17 protein-coding genes and 1 pseudogene are annotated in these 17,302 nt (G+C 63.9%); 7 read left to right on the top strand and 11 right to left on the bottom strand.

The genetic code is table 11. From position 1 onward, the window contains the following. Positions 1-355: pseudogene (locus tag XI08_RS18475) on the bottom strand (DUF2147 domain-containing protein); the annotation flags it as partial. A gap of 267 nt (positions 356-622) precedes the next feature. Next, positions 623-1,411: a transporter substrate-binding domain-containing protein gene (locus XI08_RS18470; RefSeq protein WP_271575474.1), complete on the bottom strand. Its 789-nt coding sequence runs from the start codon at positions 1,409-1,411 to the stop codon at positions 623-625. 114 nt (positions 1,412-1,525) lie between these two features. Between XI08_RS18470 and XI08_RS18465 the strand changes: the two genes are divergently transcribed. Continuing rightward, positions 1,526-2,029 carry a DUF1993 domain-containing protein gene (locus XI08_RS18465; RefSeq protein WP_271575481.1) on the top strand — a complete coding sequence of 168 codons (504 nt, stop codon included), beginning with the start codon at positions 1,526-1,528 and terminating at the stop codon, positions 2,027-2,029. A 5-nt stretch (positions 2,030-2,034) separates the two neighbouring features. Here the strand turns inward: XI08_RS18465 and XI08_RS18460 are convergent, their stop codons facing one another. The 6 genes from XI08_RS18460 to XI08_RS18435 all read right to left on the bottom strand — a co-directional run bounded on the left by XI08_RS18460 (position 2,035) and on the right by XI08_RS18435 (position 8,215). Further along, positions 2,035-2,502 (bottom strand): hypothetical protein, encoded by a 468-nt coding sequence (locus XI08_RS18460; protein ID WP_027542848.1) that lies wholly within the window; start codon positions 2,500-2,502, stop codon positions 2,035-2,037. Between the two features lie 260 nt (positions 2,503-2,762). Continuing rightward, positions 2,763-3,752, bottom strand: a complete 990-nt coding sequence (locus tag XI08_RS18455) for a hydroxyacid dehydrogenase (RefSeq protein ID WP_271575473.1) — start codon at positions 3,750-3,752, stop codon at positions 2,763-2,765. 34 nt (positions 3,753-3,786) lie between these two features. Continuing rightward, positions 3,787-4,887 (bottom strand): ABC transporter ATP-binding protein, encoded by a 1,101-nt coding sequence (locus tag XI08_RS18450; RefSeq protein WP_271575472.1) that lies wholly within the window; start codon positions 4,885-4,887, stop codon positions 3,787-3,789. A 6-nt stretch (positions 4,888-4,893) separates the two neighbouring features. Then, positions 4,894-5,805 (bottom strand): carbohydrate ABC transporter permease, encoded by a 912-nt coding sequence (locus XI08_RS18445; RefSeq protein WP_027542845.1) that lies wholly within the window; start codon positions 5,803-5,805, stop codon positions 4,894-4,896. Next, entirely contained in the window at positions 5,805-6,743 is a 939-nt protein-coding gene (locus tag XI08_RS18440; protein WP_027542844.1) for a carbohydrate ABC transporter permease, read from the bottom strand. The genes XI08_RS18445 and XI08_RS18440 overlap by 1 nt, the downstream gene beginning before the upstream one ends. Positions 6,744-6,874: 131 nt before the next feature. After that, positions 6,875-8,215 carry an ABC transporter substrate-binding protein gene (locus tag XI08_RS18435; protein ID WP_027542843.1) on the bottom strand — a complete coding sequence of 447 codons (1,341 nt, stop codon included), beginning with the start codon at positions 8,213-8,215 and terminating at the stop codon, positions 6,875-6,877. A gap of 516 nt (positions 8,216-8,731) precedes the next feature. Between XI08_RS18435 and XI08_RS18430 the strand changes: the two genes are divergently transcribed. Continuing rightward, positions 8,732-9,520: a Spy/CpxP family protein refolding chaperone gene (locus XI08_RS18430; RefSeq protein WP_271575471.1), complete on the top strand. Its 789-nt coding sequence runs from the start codon at positions 8,732-8,734 to the stop codon at positions 9,518-9,520. 111 nt (positions 9,521-9,631) lie between these two features. Then, positions 9,632-10,009 carry a response regulator gene (locus tag XI08_RS18425; protein WP_271575470.1) on the top strand — a complete coding sequence of 126 codons (378 nt, stop codon included), beginning with the start codon at positions 9,632-9,634 and terminating at the stop codon, positions 10,007-10,009. Between the two features lie 124 nt (positions 10,010-10,133). Here XI08_RS18425 and XI08_RS18420 read toward each other — a convergent pair whose 3' ends face one another. The 3 genes from XI08_RS18420 to glk form a co-directional block, all read right to left on the bottom strand. Next, on the bottom strand, positions 10,134-10,289 hold the full coding sequence (locus XI08_RS18420; RefSeq protein WP_177233960.1) for a hypothetical protein: 156 nt from the start codon (positions 10,287-10,289) through the stop codon (positions 10,134-10,136). A 146-nt stretch (positions 10,290-10,435) separates the two neighbouring features. Next, entirely contained in the window at positions 10,436-10,639 is a 204-nt protein-coding gene (locus XI08_RS18415) for a hypothetical protein (RefSeq protein WP_135175386.1), read from the bottom strand. 144 nt (positions 10,640-10,783) lie between these two features. Then, the gene (gene glk, locus XI08_RS18410; RefSeq protein WP_271575480.1) at positions 10,784-11,770 is read right to left on the bottom strand and encodes a glucokinase; all 987 of its coding nucleotides are present in this window, start codon (positions 11,768-11,770) and stop codon (positions 10,784-10,786) included. A gap of 253 nt (positions 11,771-12,023) precedes the next feature. Between glk and pncA the strand changes: the two genes are divergently transcribed. The 4 genes from pncA to XI08_RS18390 all read left to right on the top strand — a co-directional run bounded on the left by pncA (position 12,024) and on the right by XI08_RS18390 (position 17,301). Continuing rightward, positions 12,024-12,668 carry a bifunctional nicotinamidase/pyrazinamidase gene (gene pncA, locus XI08_RS18405; RefSeq protein ID WP_027542838.1) on the top strand — a complete coding sequence of 215 codons (645 nt, stop codon included), beginning with the start codon at positions 12,024-12,026 and terminating at the stop codon, positions 12,666-12,668. A gap of 16 nt (positions 12,669-12,684) precedes the next feature. Next, positions 12,685-13,800 (top strand): alpha/beta fold hydrolase, encoded by a 1,116-nt coding sequence (locus XI08_RS18400; protein ID WP_271575469.1) that lies wholly within the window; start codon positions 12,685-12,687, stop codon positions 13,798-13,800. Positions 13,801-13,936: 136 nt separating this feature from the next. Further along, a complete protein-coding gene (locus tag XI08_RS18395; protein WP_271575468.1) occupies positions 13,937-15,970 on the top strand; it encodes an NAD(+) synthase in 2,034 nt (677 codons plus the stop codon). 515 nt (positions 15,971-16,485) lie between these two features. Then, on the top strand, positions 16,486-17,301 hold the full coding sequence (locus XI08_RS18390) for a sugar phosphate isomerase/epimerase family protein (RefSeq protein WP_271575467.1): 816 nt from the start codon (positions 16,486-16,488) through the stop codon (positions 17,299-17,301). The last annotated feature ends 1 nt before the right edge of the window (position 17,302 follow it).

Genomic DNA, 17,302 nt, shown 5'->3' with positions numbered 1-17,302 from the left:
CGGCCGGCGCGGTGTTGGCGGTGGTGGTCGGCGGCGGAGCCGGTGGGGGCGGCGCAACGGGCGCCGGCGCTGTGGCTGCGGACGGCGCTGCAACGGGAGCAGGGGCCGGCACAGGAGCAGCCGGGGCTTGCGGATCGGCCTTGGCCTCTTGCGGCGCCTGCTGGCCCGGACTTGTCTCGTTCTTCTTGGCCTTCTTGGCCTTGCCCTGGCCGGTGTTGTCGTAGACGCCGGGGATCGACACCGTGCCCCGGTCGGGGTCGATGCGGATGGTGCGGCCGCCATATTCGAAAGTGTACTGCGCTTGCGCAGCGGTGCTCGCCAAAAGGAATGCGGCCGTGGCCAACAGCTTCCTCATTTCCGTCTCCTGAACAGCTGGTCCCCGTACCAACGCTTACGCGCCGGTTCGATCGCAAAAAGTGATCTAGATCACTTTCATCCGTATGAGTCGTGCTCCGGCAGGTTCGGGTTCAATGCGCCCGGAACCCGTCCACAATTTGGCCGAAGCAGCGACAGGAGGACGCGATCTGGAGACCCGTTCCGCTGAAATCGGGACGGGTCTCTTGATTGCAGTATTGACGCGTTTTCTTGCCGCGAACCGCTACCTGCTTCGCGCGAAAACGCTCTAGTCGAACCAGGCGGCGTAGATCTTCCTGTAGCTGCCGTCCTCCATGGAAATGTGCAGCCACTGGTCGACGAAGGCCTTCAGCGCCATGTCGCGCTGGAGCCAATAGGCCTTCTCGGAGAAGTCGAACGGTTTTTCCGGATGCACTGCGCAGAGCACGCCGGCATGCTGCTTCTGCTGGTAGCGCGTCTCGGAAGCGTCGGTCATCATCAAATCGGCATTGCCCTTGGCGATCTCGTCGAAGATCTCGGTATTGTCGGGGAAGACGGTGATGTCGGCGTCCTTGATGTTGGCACGCGCAAAGCGCTCGTTGGTGCCGCCGGGATTGACGATGACGCGGGTGCCCTTCTTGTCGATATCAGGGAGTGTCTGGTACTTGCCGACGTCGGCGCAGCGCGCGATTGGGGTCTTGCCCTCGCGCATGATCGGCATCGAGAAGAAGCCCTTCTTCTGCCGGTCGAGCGTCACCGAGACGCCGCCCATGGCGATGTCGAACTGGTCGGCCTCGAAGTCCTTCATCAGCTTCGGCCAGGCCGTCGGCACGAATTCGACCTTGACGCCGAGCGCCTTGCCGAGTGCCTCCGCCATGTCGACGTCGAAGCCGCTGAACTGCTGCGTGGCCTTGTCCAGATAGGTGAAGGGCTTGTAGTCGCCGGTCATGCCGACGCGCAGTGTGCCGCGCTTGACGATCTCGTCGAGGCGCGAGGGCGCGGGCGCCGGCTGCTGCGCATGGGCCGAAAGGTTCACCAGCAACGCCACAGCCAAAGCCGACAGGAATCGAACGGTCATCTCTTCTCCACCCAAGCCCGAGCTGTCATTGTGCAGCTCTTCGGACGTGGATTTAGACCAGATGCCAGTCGCTGGCGAGCCGGAATTGGGAGGAATTTTGAAGTGACGATCTCGATGTACGAGGCCTCGGTCGGCCTCTTCGTTCCGTACTTGCGCAACCTGTCCGCGCTGCTGGACAAGGGCGTGGCCTACGCCGAGACCCGCAAGTTCAACCCGGCGGTCCTGCTCGGCATGCGGATGGCGCCGAATATGTACGATCTGGCGCAGCAGGTCGGCGAGGCCTGCCGTCACGCCACAGTCGCTCCGGCCTTGCTGGCGCAGCGCGAGCCGGTGGCGCTGCCGGCGCTGGAGCACGACATGGCCGGGCTTCAGGCGCGTATCGCAACGTCAATTGAGTTCATCGAGGGCCTGCCGCGGGCCGAGATCGACGCGGCGGCGGAGCTGAATGTCTTCTTCAGGCTGAAGAACGGGGCCGAGCTGCCCTTCACCGGGCGGACGCTGCTGCTGACGTTCAGCGTGCCGCAGTTCTTCTTTCACGTCACGACGGCCTACGACCTGTTGCGGCACGCAGGCGTCGAGCTCGTGAAGCGGGATTTTCTCGGCCCGCGCGAGCGCTAGATCGCTTAGGCTTCGCCCTTGCGCTCGAACTCGGCGAGCGAGCTGCGGCCGGCGATCTCGCTGCGCAGCTCTTCGAAGCGTCGGTGTGCCTCGTGCTCGTGCGCGTCGACGAAATGCACCGCGGCTTCGCTCGTCATTGGGCCGCTGACCACGGGCGCGGACTGCTCGCCGATGGTCTCGTGGACGTAGAACTGGTCGTCATCGCCGCGATGGACCGTCCATTTGAGGCGGATCGCAACCATCGGCCCAGGACCGACCTTGCTGTAGCCGTCGGCATCGGTGTGCTCCGGCACCAGCGGCTGCTCCTCGACCACCGGATGCTCATCGGCAACCGGCTGCTCGTCGACGACCGAATCCTCCTCGCCAGCCGCCGTTTCCGTTTCGGCGTCGCGGACGACGAGAACGGGCTCGGGGTTCTCCAGGATGCTGGCGATGGTCGCCAGCGCGTGGTCGGTCGGGTCGATTTCTGACAAGGGTCCATCCTCCAGCTCGACGCGGCCGGCAAGTTTGTCCCACTGCCGCCGCGGCTCGGCTTATTACGCGGGTTTGATTAAGGCTGAGTTGGGGCTCGATCTGCACCAAAATGGGACGCATTCTGGCGTTCCGAAGGCGGGCGGACTAACGCACGATCCGGAAAAGTGCGCGGCGGTTTTTCCGAAAAGATCATGCTCAAACGATAATCCAAAGCGCGATGACGATTCATCACGCTTTGGCCGCCCGCCTTGCGGTTTGCTCAGCCCAGCACGTCCTGATTGATGATGTTCTGCCGGATGGGATCGCCGTCCAGCACACTCAGGATGTTGCGCGCGGTCTGCTCGCTCATGCGGCTCACCGACTCGACCGTGACACCCGCGACATGCGGGGCCATGATGACGTTGGGCAGCGCGAACAGCGCATTGCTGACCGGCGGCGGCTCCACCTCGAACACATCGATGCCGGCGCCGGCGAGCTTTCCCGACGTGAGTGCGTCGTACAGCGCCGCTTCCTTCACGATGCCGCCGCGTGCGGTGTTGATGAGATAGGATTTCGGCTTCATCCGGCCGATCCGGGCCGCGTCGAACAGGCCGATCGTTTCCGGCGTCTTCGGACAATGGATGCTGACGAAGTCGGCATGGGGCAACGCGGCGTCGAGATCGGCGACGGGCTCGCAGCCAGCGGCCTTGATCTCGGCGGCGGGCTTGTAGGGATCGTAGACCTGCACCTTCATTTCCATCGCCAGGCAGCGCTTGGCGGTGCGGCTGCCGATGCGGCCGAAGCCGATGAGCAGCACGGTCTTGCCGTAGAGATCGAACGGCAGCATGCCGAGCCGGTCGGCCCATCTGCCGTCCTTGACGCAGGAATGCATCTCCTGCGCGCGTTTTGCCAGCGTCAGCATCATGAAAAGCGCCTGCTCGGCGACCGAGGGCGAGTTGGCGCTGCCCGCGACCATCAGCGGCACCTTGCGGCGGGAGAGGGCGGGCACGTCCACCGCGTCGTAGCCGACGCCGATGCGGGTCACGACCTTCATGTCCCGGGATGCCTCGAGCTCGGTCTCGCCGAAGGCGGTGGCGCCGAGCGCCACGCCATGGACCGGGGCATGGCTCTTCAACAGTGCCTCGAAATCCTTCGCCGAGATCAGGTTCGCAAATTCGACGAGCTCGATATCGTCTCGCTGGGTGAGGAGGGCGCGGGCCCCTTGCGACAAAGTTTGTGTAACGAAAATCTTCTTCTTGTTGGTCGCCATCGCTCCCTGCCTGCTCGCGTTTCTTAGGCCGGCGTCACAACACGTTGCCGGTGTCTTCGTTTAGCAGGTGCATATTGTTGAGGTCCATCGCCAAACGCATGGGTGCCCCGTCCTTGGCGCCGGCATTGGGATCGACGCGGCCGCAGACCGGCGTGCCCTCGAGCCCGAAATAGACCAGGGTCTCCATCCCCATCGGCTCGGTGACGTCGAGCACGGTGTCGAAGGTCTCGACGCCCGGCCCCAGATGCGCATGCGCCTCGGTGAGGTGCTCGGGCCGGAGGCCGAGCAGCAGTTTGTCGGTGCGCGGCAGCGCGTTGTAGCGCGCGGCGCGGGCCGCCGGCAGCGCAAAGGCGATGCGATCGGCGAGGCGGATCTGGAGCGTGCCGCCGACGTCCTCCAGCCGGCACGGGATGAAGTTCATCGCCGGCGAGCCGATGAAGCCCGCGACAAAGCGTGTCGCCGGCTTGTGGTAGAGCTCGTTCGGCGTGCCGATCTGCTCGATCCGCCCCTTGTTCATCACCACCACGCGGTCGGCCAGCGTCATCGCCTCGACCTGGTCGTGGGTGACGTAGACCGTCGTGGTGCGCACCTTCTGGTGCACCTTCTTGATCTCGATGCGCATCTGCACGCGCAGCTTGGCGTCGAGGTTGGACAGCGGCTCGTCGAACAGGAAGACCTTGGGATTGCGCACGATGGCGCGCCCCATCGCGACGCGCTGGCGCTGGCCGCCGGAGAGCTGCTTCGGCTTGCGGTCGATCAGGTCGGTGATGTCGAGGAGCCGTGCGGCTTCCGTCACCCGCGCCTTGATCTCGGCCTTGGGATAGTGCTTCAGGCGCAGCCCGAACGACATGTTCTCGGCGACCGTCATGTGCGGGTACAGCGCGTAGTTCTGGAACACCATCGCGATGTCGCGGTCCTTCGGCGGCACGTCGTTGACGACGTCGCCGCCGATCATGATGTCGCCGTCGCTGATGTCCTCGAGACCTGCGATCATGCGTAGCGTCGTCGACTTGCCGCAGCCCGAGGGCCCCACCAGCACGATGAACTCATGGTCGGCGATGTCGAGGTCGATGCCGCGCACGGCTTCGACATCGTCGTAACGTTTGACAACCTTCCGCAATGCAACGTCAGCCATGAGACATCAACCCTTTGTCGCGCCGGCGGTCAGGCCGGCAATGTAGTAGTCCATCAGGAAGGCGTAGATGATCAGCGGCGGCGCTGCGCCGAGCAGTGCGCCGGTCATGATCTGCCCCCAGTTGAAGACATCGCCCTTGATCAGCGTGGTGGTGATGCCGACCGGCAGCACGAGCTGATCGATCGACGTCGTGAACACCAGGGGATAGAGGAACTGCGCCCAGGATACCGTGAAGGCGAAGATGGTCGCGGCGATCAGGCCGGGCAGGGCGACGGGGATGAAGATCCGCGTCAGGGTCTGGAGCCAGGAGGCGCCGTCGATGATCGCAGCCTCATCGAGCTCCTTCGGGATCGAGGCGAAATAGCCGATCATGATCCAGGTGCAGAACGGCACCGTCAGTGTCGGATAGATGAACAGCAGCACGTACCAGCGGTTCAGCAGCGTGATGCCGGTGATGTCCTGGACCAGCGCCAGCATCTTGAACAGCGGGATGAAGAGGAGGCTGTCCGGGACCAGGTAGGTCAGGAATACGCCGGTGGCGAGCGTCGTCGAGCCCCAGAACTTCATCCGCGCCAGCGCAAAGGCCGCAGGTATGCTGATCAGCATCGTGACGACCACGACCACCAGGGACACGATAGACGAATTCCAGAAGAACCGCAGGAATTGGTTCGACGTCAGGAGTTCGACATAGTTCGCCAGCGTTGGGTGGAATACCCACCAGGGATTGGTCGCCGCCGAGATCTCCGCGCTGCTCTTGAGCGAGGTGATCACCATGTAGAGCGGCGGCGTCAGAAAGAAGATCGCGAACAGCACCAGGAAGAAATAGGACCAGCGCAGCGCCCAGGCGCGGTCGCGGCTCATGCTGCCATATTTGACCTTGCGCCGCGGACCGCCCTTGTCGATTGCAAGCGTGCTCATCACGACTCGTTCCCACGTTTGTTGACGTCGCGCAGGATGAAGATCGCTGCGACGGCGAGAATGGGGACCATGAACAGGGAGACACTGGCGCCGAGCGGAATGTCGTTACTCTCGATGCCGACCCGGAACGCGTAGGTCGCGAAGATCTGGGTCTGGTCGAGCGGCCCGCCCGAGGTCAGGATGCGTACGATGTCGAAATTGGCGAAGGTGACGATCAGCGAGAACAGGGTGGTGATGGCGATGATGTTGCGCATCATCGGAAGGGTGATGAACCAGATCTTCTGCCACCAGTTGGCACCGTCGATCGCGGCGGCCTCGTAGAGCTGGTCCGGCACCGATTTCAGCGCCGCTAGATACATGATCAGGAAGAACGGTGCGCCGTACCAGACGTTGACGAGAATGACGGAAAAGCGCGCCCACGCGGCATCGCCGAGCCAGTTGATGGGGCCGATGCCGAACAAGGAGAGTGTGTAGTTGAACGCACTGTAGGAGGGGTCGAACAGCCACAGCCAGGCCAGCGTGCTCATCGCCGGTGGGATCACCCAGGGCACCAGCAGCATGCCGCGCCATTTGCGCTGACCCTTGGCCGGAATGTTGTGCACGAAATGCGCGACGATGAAGCCGATCAGCGCCTTGAAGAACACGGCGCTGACCGCGAAAATGCAGGACTGCTTCACCACCATCCAGAACGTCTCGCGCTTGAACAAGAAGGTGAAGTTGCCGAAGCCGACGAATTTCTGCATCGACTTGTTCAGCGTCGCGAGGTGAATCGAGAACAGTGCAGGGTAGAGCACGAACAGTGCGATCAGCAGGATCAGCGGCAGCGTCAGGAAAAACGCCACTGTCGACTTCCGCTTCAACGCATTGTGCAGGCTCCCTCCCTTGCGTGCGCTCGTTGTGCGAGCGGCGCGAGCGTGCTGAACGACGACATCGGCCATGACCGAACCTTCCTTGCAGAATGTCTGTTCGCGAAGCCGGCCGCGCGGTCGGCTTCATCGGATCAACATCGAACGGCGGATTGTGCTGGCGGCTCACGCCGGAGGCGTAAACCGCCGTTGCACATCCTGGTTCAGGTTCGCATGAAGCCTTCGCACTCGCCCTCGGCCCAGGCGAGCGTGGTCTCCATCTTCTCTCCCTGCGCAAAGCGGAGCGCCATCTTGGTCAGGATCGCCTGTGCGTAGATCTGCTGGGCGATCTTTGGCGGTGCAGGAGAGGCCGCAATCGACAGCGTCTGATGATTGTGGGGGTTGGGATAGTGATAGAGCGTTCCTTTCGGCGGCTCTACCTCGGCCCACGTCTTCAACATCGTCATGTTCGCATAGGCGGGCAGGTCGTAGCCACCGCTGGCAGAGACGAACTTCTCGATCGACGACGCCTGCGACAAATGGGTGAGCAGGCTCTTGGCCGCTTCCTTGTTCTTGGAGAAGTTCCAGAGGCCCCAGTAGTACGGCAGATAGGGCGCAAAGCGGCCTTTCGGGCCGGACGGGAAGCCGTGCGTCCAGCATTGTTCGGCGACCTGCGGTGCGTCGCGCTTGGCCACCGCCCAGGCGCTTGGCGGATTCATGATGAGGGCGCCCCGGCCGGAGATCAGCCATTTGTTGTTCGAGGCGTCATCCCAGGATGGTGCGTCCGGTGGCAGGAAGGCGATCAGCTTCTTGTAATATTCGAGCGCCTGACGGACCTGATCGGTCTTCACCGTGGGCTCGCCCTTGGCGTTGACGAGTTCGGCGCCGAACGACTGGAAGATCGCACCCGCCGTGTCGACACTGTCGGTGGTTTCGCCGAGGCCGATGCCGAAGGCGAAGCCGCCTTTCTGACAAGCTTCGGCGGCCTTGAGGAATGTCTCCATGTTCCAGCTGTCCGCTTTCGGCGGTGCGCCCGCGGGGTACAGTTCCTGAATATCGATACCCGCGTACTTCTTCATCAGATCAATGCGGGTGCAGGGCCCCTTGATCTGGCTCCCAGGGGTGGCGGGGACGGCAAGCCATTTGCCGGCCGCCTGTCCGAGATATTTCACGGTGCCGTTCACTTCACCGTTCTGCTTGATCGCCGGCTCCACGACGTCATTCACCGGTTCTAGCTGCTCGGCATAAGCATGCGGCCACCAGGTGTACATCTGAAGAATGTCATGACCGGATTTGGCCTGCGCTTCGGCGGCAACGGTCAGCTCGATCTTCTTGTTGTTGCTGGTGATGTAGTCGATCGAGACTTCGACCTTTTCCTTCGCGGCCCATTCGTTGACCAGAGCCCTGGAGCTGTCGTTGGCGCCGGGTACCCAGTGGTCCCAGAAGCCGATCGAGAGCTTGCCGGCGGCGTAGGCGCCGCGCACGTAGGGCGCGGTGATCAAGGCTGCGGAGGACATGGCAGTTGCGGCAACAAATTGTCGCCGCGTGAGCTTCTTGCGTGACATCTCGTTTCCTCGCTTGGTGTTTTATTGTTCTAGCGTTTCCTCTTAAACTCTTCCGAGTTTTGCTCCTGATTTTCTTGTTGGCGTTTCTTGTTGGAATTCTTGTCGAACGTTTCTCGTTGGTGCCGTCAGCTTCGATCGCAAGTCACGCGAAGCGCGGCAAATTGGTAGCGCGATCAGATCATGATTGATCGCGTCTGTCGAGAAAGCCCGAATGGCCATCGTCTAGAACTAACGTTGTGCCCGAAAGCGCGGCAGCGCCTCTGGTGCCACGCGCCGGAGGTGAGCCGCGGCTGCTCCTTTTGCGACGCACACGTAACGCGAACCGGCCTGGGACGATCCGTGCGCAATTACGCCGCAGTTTCGAATAAGCCTGCATAACCGCTTCGCGCGAAAGACTTTTCGGGCGTGGACAGCAATTGGCTGCGTCTGGACCTCGAAGCGGCGGAAACGATAGTGTTGCAACCGGCGGGTGGCTTCCACCCGGACAGGCCAATCAGTTCGACGATGGAGACGAGAATGATCAACCCGGCGCCGCCAACGCGGCTTTACCTGCGACGATGGCTCGCGCTGGGGTCCGTGCTCGCGCTGCTGCTCGGCGCAGCCGCAGTCGCGAACGCTCAAGGATTGGTCAAAGGCGTTCAGGAGGGGGCGGCAGCCGGGAACAAGGCGGCGGGTCCGGTCGGTGGCGTGCTCGGCGGTGCGATCGGCGGCGTGGTCGGCGTTTTCACCGGCGTGCTCGGTGTCGGCAACAATGGCAATCAGGCGCCGGCGGCCAAGGACGCAAGCAAGGACGCCAACAAGGACGCCAAGCAGCAGCAGGGCGCCGGCAAGGACAAGGATGCCAAGAGCGCCAAGGCGGGCAAGGGTGCCAAGGCGAGCAAGGAAGCCAAGAATGCGCCGCAGGACAACAAGGATGTCACGGTCCTCACCCAGAGCGGCGCGCCGCAGCAGAGCGCCGAGCAGATCGTCGCCAACAGCGATTCCTATATCGAGCGGATCAAGACCGAGCTGAATCTCACCCCTGATCAGGAGAAGCACTGGTACGGGTTCTCCAGCGCCATGCACTACCTTGGACATAATGGTGCAGAGCGGCTCAACCTGCGGGTTGCGCGCGCCAAGCGGGATCCGCCCGACGACATTATCGAGCAGATGCGCAACGAGGCGCAGTTCCTGATCGATCGGGCCGCCGACCAGCGCAATGTCGCCGATGCCGCCGAACCGCTCTATTCGAGCCTCGACGACAAGCAGAGGCAGGTCTTCATCCAGGAGATGGTGCGCCTCAGCCACGAGCGCGGGTTGGATTAATCAAGTTGAATCGGATCGCCGGCGTCCGAATTAACGGCACCCGCCACGAATTCGTGAATCCTCTCCGTAATTCGGGTATGGTTAGCTTCGCAAGCTGACTGCGGGGTTGATATGGCGGACAGACTCTCCGTTTTCCTGGTCGAAGACGAGGCGTTGATCCGGATGATGATGGCTGACATGGTGGAGGAGCTCGGCCACCATGTCGTCGCGGAAGCGGACAATGTCCGGGACGCGAGTGCCTTTGCCATGACCGCGCAATACGATCTCGCCATCCTCGACATCAACCTCATGGGACTCTACGTCGATCCCGTCGCCGACCTGATCGAGCGCCGCGGAAAGCCGTTTCTGTTCGCCACCGGCTACGGGCCGGAACTGCTGCCGTCGTTGCTCCGCCGCAGGCCGATCCTGCGCAAGCCGATTTCGATCGATCAGCTCAAGGCAATGATCGATTCGATGTTTCCGGAAGCAACGGCGAAGGCGCCGCACTGAGCGAAGGCACTGGGCGACGGCGACGGCGCCGCGCCGGGCGACGGCGAAAGCGCCGCGCTGAGAGCACCAACGAAAATGGCCGCCCGTCGGGGGCGGCCATTCGACGAAGGAATTCCTCGGGTTCTCAGATCAGGCCGGCGGTGAGGTCGATGCCGCGCGCCATCAGGCCGAACGAGGCGACGAGGCCCGTGCAGCAGAACAGCAAGATGGTCTTGAACGAAGAAGCGGCGAAACGCGTTTCGACGGCGGCCGGCATTGCGGCGAGCGAAATCATGCTCATGTTCATTCCCCCCTTTGTTGACCCCTGAATTGCATCAGGTGAGGGAACTCTTAGAGCAAAAGGTTTGACGCGAGATTGCGAGGGATCGTTAACGAAATCGCAATCGACTCGCGGAGTCGAGCCGTTCCGGCGCGGGATTGCAAGTCTCAGTTGCGACCGTTCCTCAGCACCGTGGCGATGGTATGGGCCGTCATCGCGGCGCGATCCGAGGCGCGCTGGGCGGCCAGCCGGTCTCGCGCCTTTTCCTCGATCAAGAGCTCGATCAGCGCCAGCCGTTTGTCCTCGTCATCCGCCTCGGTCAGCAGACGGTGATAGCGGTGATAGTCGAAGCCCAGATCCTGCTTACGCATGTCACGCCCCCGCAACTACGCCACACACTCAAGGGGGATTGTTTCTCATCGGGAACAAACGAGCAAGCACGATCCTGCGTGGAACCGTTCGTGCGTTGCAATCTCCTGTGAATTACCGGAACCGCGCAGCTGGGCGCTCGCGCCTCAATCCACATTGTGGTCGGCGAACATCTTCAGCCCGACGAAGCTGGCGTCGGGCTTCGTGACCAGCCGGGTCGGGATGTTGCGCAAATAGTCCTGGAAGCGTCCCTTGGCTTCGAAGCGTGCGCGGAAGGCCGAGGCTGCGAGGAAGTCCGGGAATCGCGGCACGATCCCGCCGGCGATATAGACGCCGCCGCGGGCACCGAAGGTCACCGCGAGGTTGCCCGCGACCGAGCCCAGGATGGCGCAAAACATCTCCAGCGTCGCACGGCTGACCGGGCAGCTGCCGTCCAGGGCCGCCTTGGTGATGGCGGCCGCGTCGCGGTGCGGCATCTGGGCGCCGTCGATCTCCGCCAGCGCCTCGTAGAGGCTTTGCAAGCCCGAGCCCGACAGCGCGCCGCGCTCGATGGAGACATGGCCGAAACGCCGGCGCAGGCATGCGATCACGCGCTCCTCGCGCTCGTTCTCTGCCGGCAGGGTGGCGTGGCCCGCCTCGGTGACGACGGCCAGCCGCGCCCCATGCCGCTCGACCAGACAGGAGACGCCAAAACCGGTTCCGGGCCCGACCACCAGCAGGGGTTCTCCGGGGAGGCCATCTTGTCCGCCGAGCGGGATCAGATCGGCGGACCGCAAGGCGGGCAGGGACCAGGCGACCACCTCGAAATCGTTGAGCACATGGACGCTGTCGAAGCCGAGCGTCGGCTGGAGCTCGTTGCCGTCGATGACCCAGGGGCTGTTGGTCATGACACAGCGGTTGTTGGTGACGGGACCCGCGACGGCCAGCACGGCTCTTTGGGGTGGCTCGCCGCCGGCCCGGCGCGCCAGCACGTCGACGATGGCTTCCCGGACGGTCGGGAAGCCGGCGACCTTCACATAGTCGATCGGCCCGGTCTGGTCGCCGTTGCCAGGTCCGCTTTGGCTCAGCGCAAAGCGCGCATTGGTGCCGCCGATATCGGCGAGAAGAATTTTTCCTGTCTTGCCGATACCCATAGCCATTTGGTTGCCGCGGCCTTGCCGGCCTTCGGGAACCTTTGCCTCCGCTCTTGATCCGATCCGCAGTTTGCGGACGGTCTGAGAATCCTCGCTTGATTGTGCCTAGTCAACACGAACAAGACCAAACCGTTGCATCCTGGAGATGATCCTTGCCCGCCAGCGCGATATGGCCATACGGAGTCGGTGGTTGCGAAGCCGCGCCGGAAGATCGACATTGGAGGGAGCGCCCAGCGCCGGTCGTGCCGGGCAGATGGAATGGGGCCTTGCGATGAAGATTTCCGACCGCGACGTGCTGCTGGTGATCGACGTCCAGAACGATTTCTGCACCGGCGGGGCGCTGGCCGTGCCCGGTGGCGAGAAAGTCGTGCCCGCCATCAACCGTATCGCCCAAAAATTCGCCAACGTGGTGCTGACCCAGGACTGGCATCCGGGCGACCACGTCTCCTTCGCGGCGAACCATGCGGGCAAGCAGCCGTTCCAGACCATCGAGCTGGACTACGGCACCCAGGTGCTCTGGCCGACGCATTGTGTGCAGGGCACGGCGGGCGCCGAATTCCATGGCGGGCTGGACGTCACCCGGGCGAGCCTGGTCGTGCGCAAGGGTTTTCGCCGCGGCATCGATTCCTATTCGGCGCTGTTCGAGAACGACCACAGGACCCCGACGGGCCTGCTCGGGTACTTGCGCGAGCGCGAGTTGAAGACCGTCTTCGTCGCGGGGCTCGCGCTCGACTTCTGCGTCCGCTTTTCGGCAGAGGACGCCCGCAAGGCCGGGTTCGAAGTCGTGGTGATCGAGGATGCCTGCCGTGGCATCGACCTCGACGGTTCCGTCGCCGCGGCCCATCGCAGTTTTGGCGAGCTCGGCATTTCCGTGATCAGCTTCGAGGCATTCCTGTGAGAAGCGCGAGATAGCCATGGCGGAGAAGACAGGCAAGCAGCCGGGCGGGCCGGATCATGTCCCAGGCGATCCGCTGCTGTGGCCGTTTGCGGCGGCGCAGCTCGCCATGGACGCCTGTTTCTGGTGGATGGAGCGCGGGCCGGCCGAGCCGGCCGACAGCAGCCTGCCGTGGACGACGTCCAACACGATCGCGCTGGAGCTTGCGACCATGCGCCTGCGCGATTGCACGAAGGGCCGGTCCGGCCACCCGGCGCTGGTCTGCGCACCCTATGCGCTGCATCGGGCCCTGATCGCCGACTTTGCACCGCGCCACAGCGTGGTGCAGTCACTGCAAAATGGCGGCATCGACCGGGTCTATCTCACCGACTGGCGCTCGGCCACCCCGGACATGCGCTATCTCTCGATCGACAGCTATCTGTCCGATCTCAACGTTGCCATCGACGAGATCGGCGCGCCGGTCGATCTCGTCGGCCTGTGCCAGGGCGGCTGGCTGTCGCTGCTCTACGCGGCGCGCTTTCCGGCCAAGGTGCGACGGCTGGTGCTAGCAGGCGCTCCGGTCGACCTGTCGATCGATTCCGCGCTATCCCGGCTCGCCCGCAACGCGCCGGGAATGGTCTACGACCAGCTCGTCGCGCGTGGCGGCGGCAATGTCAGTGGCGAGGAGATGCTGCGCTTCTGGTCCAGGACGCCAAGCCGCGAGGATATCGCAGTCGCCTTGCAGAAGGGGCTATCCAACGAGGAAGGCGCGGCGCTGCTCGCGCGCTTCGACCAGTGGAACGTGGAGACGCTCGATCTGCCGGGCGCTTATTACCTCGAGATCGTCAACCGGATTTTCCGGGAGAACCGGATTGCCGGCGGCAACTTTGTGGCGCTCGGCCGCGCGATTGATCTGAAGGACGTCAAGGCGCCGATCTTCCTGCTGGCAGGGCTCGACGACGAAGTGGTGCCGGCGACGCAGGCGCTCGCCACCGCCGGCCTTGTCGGCACGCCGCCAGCCTTCATCGCGGCGGCCTCCGAGCCAAGCGATCACCTCGGCCTGTTCATGGGCGCGCGGACCCACGCGCATGCCTGGCCCCGGATCGCCGAGTGGCTGCGCAACGATCTGACCGGCGTCCTGGCCCGCAGCGCCTGAGCTCGCCGGCCAGAGCGAGGCGCAAATCCGTTATGCATGATGGCGGATGGCCTGCACGGGGCCAGATCGATGGGCTACATAGGTGCAGAGCTGACGGCTGCGGCCGGCCGGGAAGAAATTAGAGGTACTGCGCTCGATGACGTTCCACTCGATCTACGCCCATGGATTTGCGCGCGTGGCAGCCTGCGTGACCACCTCCCACGTCGCCGATCCCTCGGCCAATGCCAAGGCCATCCTGGCGGCGGCCAATGCCTGCCACGAACAGTCGGCGGCGGTTGCCGTGTTTCCCGAGCTGTGCCTGTCCGGCTATGCGATCGAAGATCTGGTGAAGCAGGACCCGCTGCTCGATGCGGTCGAGCGCGGTCTCGCGGCCATCGTCGAGGCCTCCGCTGCATTGATGACCGTTCTGATCGTCGGCGCGCCGCTGCGCTTTGGCCATCGCATCTACAATTGCGCCGTCGTCATCCATCGCGGCAATTTGCTCGGCGTGGTGCCCAAGAGCTACCTTCCGACCTACCGCGAATTCTACGAGGGACGGCATTTCGCCTCCGGTGCCGGCATCGCCGGTGAGGTGATCGCGATCGGCGATCTGCGCGCGCCCTTCGGCGTCGATCTGCTGTTCGCGGCGGAGGACGTTCCGGGCCTGACCGTCGGCGTCGAGATCTGCGAGGACATGTGGATCCCGGTGACCCCGGCCTCGGAGCTCGCACTTGCAGGCGCCAGCGTGCTGATCAACCTCTCGGGCAGCCCGATCACGATCGGCCGGGCGCGCTCGCGCGCACTGCTGTGCCAGTCGACCTCGGCGCGCTGCCTCGCGGCCTACGTCTATTCCGCCGCCGGGGCAGGGGAATCGACCACCGATCTGGCCTGGGACGGCCAGACCTCGATCTACGAGAACGGCGTGCTGCTGGCCGAAGGCGAGCGGTTCCGCCAGGGGGGCCAGATCACGTTCGCCGACGTCGATCTCGACCTGCTCAGGCAGGAGCGCGCCTTGATGGGGACGTTCGACGACAACCGCCGGCAGCGTGAGGCGTTCTTCCGCAAGGTGACGTTCGCGCTGAAGCCGCCGGCCTCCGACGTCGGCTTCCTGCGCAAGGTCGAGCGCTTCCCGTTCGTGCCGAGTGATGAGAGCCTGCTCGAGCAGGATTGCTACGAGGCCTACAACATCCAGGTCGCCGGCCTCGTGCAGCGCATGCGCGCGACCGGCACCAAGCGCGTCGCCATCGGCGTCTCGGGCGGGCTCGATTCCACCCACGCGCTGATCGTCGCCGCGAAGGCCGTCGACCTGCTCGGCCTGCCGCGCGAGAACATCCTCGCCTACACCATGCCGGGCTTTGCCACCGGCAGCGAAAGCAAGAGCAATGCGCTGGCGCTGATGAAGGCGTTGCAGACGAATTGGCAGGAGCTCGACATCCGCACCACGGCAACCCAGATGCTGAAGGATATCGGCCATCCCTTCGGCAAGGGCGAGAAGGTCTACGACATCACCTTCGAGAACGTGCAGGCGGGTCTGCGCACGGACTATCTGTTCCGCCTTGCCAACCATCACGGCGGCATCGTCATCGGAACCGGCGATCTCTCCGAGCTCGCGCTGGGCTGGTGCACCTACGGCGTCGGCGACCAGATGGCGCATTACAACGTCAATGCGGGCGTGCCGAAGACGCTGATCCAGCATCTGATCCGCTGGGTGATCGCCTCGCAGCAGTTCAGCGACGACGTCAACCGGACGCTTGCCTCGATCCTGTCGGCCGAAATCTCGCCCGAGCTGGTTCCGGTCAAGCCGGGCGAGAAACCGCAGAGCACCGAAGCTTCCGTCGGCCCCTACGAGCTCCAGGATTTCAACCTGTTCTACACGCTCCGCTTCGGCATGCGGCCGTCCAAGATCGCCTTCATGGCGCTGCAGGCGTGGAGGGATGTCGCCAAGGGCGAATGGCCGCCAGCGTTCCCGAACGATCGGCGCAAGGCCTACGATCTTCCCGAGATCCGCCGCTGGCTCGAAGTGTTCCTGCGCCGCTTCTTCGCCTTCAGCCAGTTCAAGCGCTCGGCTATGCCGAACGGCCCGAAGGTTTCGGCCGGCGGCTCGCTGTCGCCGCGTGGCGACTGGCGCGCGCCGTCGGATTCGAGCGCTGCGGCATGGCTCGAGGATCTCGAGCGGAACGTACCGAACTGAATGGCGCGGCGGATCGACATTGCCGGGGAGACGATCGAGCCGTAAACGCGCTAAGCGCCGGAATTGACAAGACCGCGCTGAAACGACAACGCGCCGCCGGGCTGAATCAGCTCGGCGGCGCGTTTGCGTTCGATGTTGAAAGTTTCGAGGTCCGGAGTGCCTAGGAGTCCGGACCTCGTCACCTTGCCCCAGCCTTCAATCCCCCGCCCCATGTGGTCCCCCAACCCCGTGGTGCGCGATCAGAGGGTGATGCCCTTGGAAGTGGCCGCCGATCGATGTCTCGCGATGTACGTGAGATCGAAATAGGATTCCATTCCGGATCACTACGGACACGCGCGAGCTTCTTTCTGCGCGAAGCTGCGGGCGCCTAAGCCGACGGCACGGTGCACAAGATCGATGCTGGCGATGCGCAGGATGTCCACATCTCTCGGTGCCGCGGAACCTCGATTTCACTGGCCTGTCATTGAACTGGTCTAGCGCTGCTCCCGTCATTGCTGACGGCCAAGGAGCAAGCCATGTCGAAGCCGGTACTGGGCGCCGCATTGTCCATCAAATCGATCCTCGCGCATCGCGACTGGCTTCTGGAACGGCAGCGCGATCTCGAAATCCAGGATTTCTTCCGCGCCGATCTCCTCGATAGCGACTGGCGCGCGACCGCCGGCGACATCAAGCAGATGTTCGCGGGCCACACCGGCCGTCTCGGCATTCACGGACCGTTCTGGGGCTTCAAGATCGACAGCCAGGACCCGATGATCCGCCAGGCTGTGACCAAGCGTCTGCTCCAGGGGCTGGAGGCCGCCGAGTTCCTCGGTGCGACGCAGATGGTGATCCATTCGCCGTTCACGACGTGGGACCACAACAATCTCGATCTCTATCCGGACAATCGCGGCAATCTGGTCGAACGGGTCAGGGCGACGCTTGCCGAGGTGATCGCGCGCGCCGAGACGACCGGCTGCGAGATCGTCATCGAGAACATCGAGGACAAGGACCCGCGCGACCGCGTGCGCCTCGCCAAGGCGCTCGAGAGCAACAAGGTCCGCGTCTCGCTCGACACCGGGCATGCCAATTACGCGCACATCTCCACCGGCGCGCCGCCGGTCGACTACTATGTCGAGACTGCAGGCGACATGCTGACGCATGTGCATCTCCAGGACACCGACGGCTTTGCCGACCGGCACTGGGCGCCGGGCGAAGGCAACATTCCGTGGGTCGCCGTGTTCCGCGCGCTGGGCCGGCTGACCTCCAACCCGCGGCTGATCCTCGAACTCCGCAACCACGACGACGTCCGCGCCGGCGCAGCCCATCTCGCCGCGCTTGGTCTCGCTGAATAAC

Source organism: Bradyrhizobium sp. CCBAU 11361 (assembly GCF_028128935.1).
Classification (GTDB): Bacteria; Pseudomonadota; Alphaproteobacteria; order Rhizobiales; family Xanthobacteraceae; genus Bradyrhizobium; species Bradyrhizobium niftali.
The sequence above is the reverse complement of the archived record's forward strand: the minus strand, read 5'-3'. Positions and strand labels throughout refer to the sequence as shown.

Bases quoted from the DNA above. Each gene is read 5' to 3' on its own strand.
- XI08_RS18470 (WP_271575474.1), bottom strand. From the start codon at position 1,411: ATGACCGTTCGATTCCTGTCGGCTTTGGCTGTGGCGTTGCTGGTGAAC.
- XI08_RS18465 (WP_271575481.1), top strand. From the start codon at position 1,526: ATGTACGAGGCCTCGGTCGGCCTCTTCGTTCCGTACTTGCGCAACCTG.
- XI08_RS18455 (WP_271575473.1), bottom strand. From the start codon at position 3,752: ATGGCGACCAACAAGAAGAAGATTTTCGTTACACAAACTTTGTCGCAA.
- XI08_RS18450 (WP_271575472.1), bottom strand. From the start codon at position 4,887: ATGGCTGACGTTGCATTGCGGAAGGTTGTCAAACGTTACGACGATGTC.
- XI08_RS18445 (WP_027542845.1), bottom strand. From the start codon at position 5,805: ATGAGCACGCTTGCAATCGACAAGGGCGGTCCGCGGCGCAAGGTCAAA.
- XI08_RS18440 (WP_027542844.1), bottom strand. From the start codon at position 6,743: ATGGCCGATGTCGTCGTTCAGCACGCTCGCGCCGCTCGCACAACGAGC.
- XI08_RS18435 (WP_027542843.1), bottom strand. From the start codon at position 8,215: ATGTCACGCAAGAAGCTCACGCGGCGACAATTTGTTGCCGCAACTGCC.
- XI08_RS18430 (WP_271575471.1), top strand. From the start codon at position 8,732: ATGATCAACCCGGCGCCGCCAACGCGGCTTTACCTGCGACGATGGCTC.
- XI08_RS18425 (WP_271575470.1), top strand. From the start codon at position 9,632: ATGGCGGACAGACTCTCCGTTTTCCTGGTCGAAGACGAGGCGTTGATC.
- XI08_RS18420 (WP_177233960.1), bottom strand. From the start codon at position 10,289: ATGAGCATGATTTCGCTCGCCGCAATGCCGGCCGCCGTCGAAACGCGT.
- XI08_RS18415 (WP_135175386.1), bottom strand. From the start codon at position 10,639: ATGCGTAAGCAGGATCTGGGCTTCGACTATCACCGCTATCACCGTCTG.
- glk (WP_271575480.1), bottom strand. From the start codon at position 11,770: ATGGGTATCGGCAAGACAGGAAAAATTCTTCTCGCCGATATCGGCGGC.
- pncA (WP_027542838.1), top strand. From the start codon at position 12,024: ATGGAATGGGGCCTTGCGATGAAGATTTCCGACCGCGACGTGCTGCTG.
- XI08_RS18400 (WP_271575469.1), top strand. From the start codon at position 12,685: ATGGCGGAGAAGACAGGCAAGCAGCCGGGCGGGCCGGATCATGTCCCA.
- XI08_RS18395 (WP_271575468.1), top strand. From the start codon at position 13,937: ATGACGTTCCACTCGATCTACGCCCATGGATTTGCGCGCGTGGCAGCC.
- XI08_RS18390 (WP_271575467.1), top strand. From the start codon at position 16,486: ATGTCGAAGCCGGTACTGGGCGCCGCATTGTCCATCAAATCGATCCTC.